Origin of the sequence: Microbacterium paludicola, from assembly GCF_015235415.1 — a bacterium.
Lineage (GTDB): Bacteria > Actinomycetota > Actinomycetes > Actinomycetales > Microbacteriaceae > Microbacterium > Microbacterium paludicola.
Map to the genome: position 1 here is coordinate 1 of NZ_JADGLL010000085.1, position 2,109 is coordinate 2,109.

At 60.3% G+C, this 2,109-nt stretch carries 2 protein-coding genes; one reads left to right on the forward strand and one right to left on the reverse strand.

Annotated features, from left to right (window positions below; genetic code table 11):
• Nucleotides 1-138 precede the first annotated feature (138 nt).
• Complete coding sequence (locus IR155_RS15595) at nucleotides 139-951, forward strand: MurR/RpiR family transcriptional regulator (protein ID WP_267899525.1); 813 nt, start codon at nucleotides 139-141, stop codon at nucleotides 949-951.
• Nucleotides 952-1,026: 75 nt separating this feature from the next.
• Here the strand turns inward: IR155_RS15595 and IR155_RS15600 are convergent, their stop codons facing one another.
• Nucleotides 1,027-1,908, reverse strand: a complete 882-nt coding sequence (locus tag IR155_RS15600; RefSeq protein WP_135115699.1) for an endonuclease/exonuclease/phosphatase family protein — start codon at nucleotides 1,906-1,908, stop codon at nucleotides 1,027-1,029.
• Nucleotides 1,909-2,109 lie beyond the last annotated feature (201 nt).

Sequence of the window (2,109 nt, forward strand, 5' to 3'; positions counted from 1 at the left end):
GCGTGACGTCACGATCACCATCGACGGACACGAACTCACCGCGACCACCCCGCCAACGGGGGAAGCCGCCGACATCATCGCCGCACTCCGGCCGGGCGTGGGGCACTAAACTGACACGATCCAGGTCTGACGGCGCGAATACGAGCACTTCGCCCATCCATGTCGCAAACGCAAGCGGCCGTGGCCAACGTTGTGTTGACGAACCCTGCCGGTGTATTGCACATGACGGTGAGTGAACTCGCGAGGGTGTCGCGCAGCTCCGTGGGGAGCGTGGTCCGGTTCTGCCAAGATCTGGGCCTCAAGGGGTATCAAGAATTCAAATTGCAGTTGGCCTCTGAAATTCCAGTTGGCGAAGAATCCGGTGTCAGCCATACGGAAACGTCCGGGTCAATCGTGTCTGAAGTATTTCAATCGACGGCACGCGCTATTTCGGAAGGCGAAGCAAGTATTGATCCGAACGAATTTCAACGTGCGGTGTCCGTGCTTGATAAGGCAGATCGGATTCTTCTGGTGGCTAGTGGCCAGTCCTCGCCAATTGCCCTTGATACTGCCCTCCGTTTCCGCAGCGTGGGGCTCGAGGTGAATCATCCGGGAGATCCGGTATCGCAACATATCGCATCCTCGATGCTGGGCCCGGGCGACGCTTGCCTGGCAATCAGCCACACCGGCCGCACCAAAGCAACGGTCGCGGCCGCGGAATCGGCGCGAGAGTCAGGGGCGGCGGTCGTTTCGGTGACCAGCTTCTATCGCTCCCCGCTGGTGGCCGCATCCACCGTGGCACTCGTTGCCGGATCAGGTGAGACGCGGTTTCAAATCGAGGCCATGATGAGCCGGTTTGTGCATCTCGCGGTGCTGGATGCACTCTATTCTGCGATCACCGCCGAAAACCCCGAGCGCACCCTCAAGGGAGCGGCGCGGGCTGCGCAGGCTGAGGAAATGTTCCGCGACTGATCATTTGATAGTTCAACAACACGGCCCGGGCCCTCCTGGAGGAGAGAGGACCCGGGCCGTAGCTTTTGGTTCGAATTATGCCCAGGCCGTCGGCTTGTCCAGCGCGTTCAGTTCAATCTCGGCGAGGACTCCGTAGTGGTCGCTTGCCGTCGGATACTCGTTGAACACAACCTTGCTCGAGTTGATGACACTCTCGACCGTGAGGTGGTTTACCGTCGAGCCGGCGAGTACATAATCGATGCGGCGGTGGTGGGGTTCCTGCACCACGTAGTTCGGAACAATTCCCTGACCGTCGGTCACGCTTCGGGCGACCCACGGGTTATCGGTGGTCCAGGTGTAGCCGGGGCCACCGTCTCCGGCAATTGCCCAGGTGTCGCGGAAGGCGGCGCTGCGGCCGTTGATGGCTGATTTGCCGGTGTAGAACCGCATGCAGTCCTGGTCGGGAGCGGCGTCAAAGTCGCCCGCAATAATCGTGGGGGCCTCTTGACGGCGCTTTTCTTCAAGTTCAGTGACGAACAGCGCCTGCTCCACACGAGCGGCCTCGTCGGTGAAATTGAAGCTCGGGCGCGGGCCGAGGAAGAGCATGTCCACGCCGATGGGCAGTGACAGCACGGCTTCCCATACATAGGGTCCGTCGGCTGCGGGAAGCTTGTGGGTGGTAATGCTCTTGGGTTCCCAGCGCGTACCAACGGCGGTTCCCCAGAGGGGCCACTCGAAGTCAGCGAAGTCGGATGCGTGGCGAGCGAAGTCGGATGCGTGGTGCCAGTGGAGGCTCGAGTTTTCCTTTACGAGCTGGAAGGCATCGCGCTCCGGGGTGCGGACGACTTCCTGCAGGAAGACAATGTCGGCGTCGTGCTCTTCGAGGCCTTTAAGTAGGAGCGCGTCGCGCTTTTGCTGATCGCGGGGGGCGAGCCAAATGTTCAGTGTCAGTACCCGTAGGTTCATTTTTTTGTTCATGCGGGAAAGCTATGCCGCCAAAGTGAACAAGGTTCCAAAAAAGAGTTAACTTTTCCCGTCGAGTCGTCAGCGCTCCTGGATCGTGTCACCGTCGGGTGATTTCGCGGGTTGAGGATCGTTGAGGCTTGATTTTCCGGGGGTGTTGGTGCCTCGTGCGGGGCACTAACGGCGTCGATCTAGACTCGCTCGGTGGGGTGGTTC

What these genes read in the sequence shown, in the direction of transcription:
- IR155_RS15600 (WP_135115699.1), bottom strand. Translation starts at nt 1,908, where the DNA reads ATGAACAAAAAAATGAACCTACGGGTACTGACACTGAACATTTGGCTC.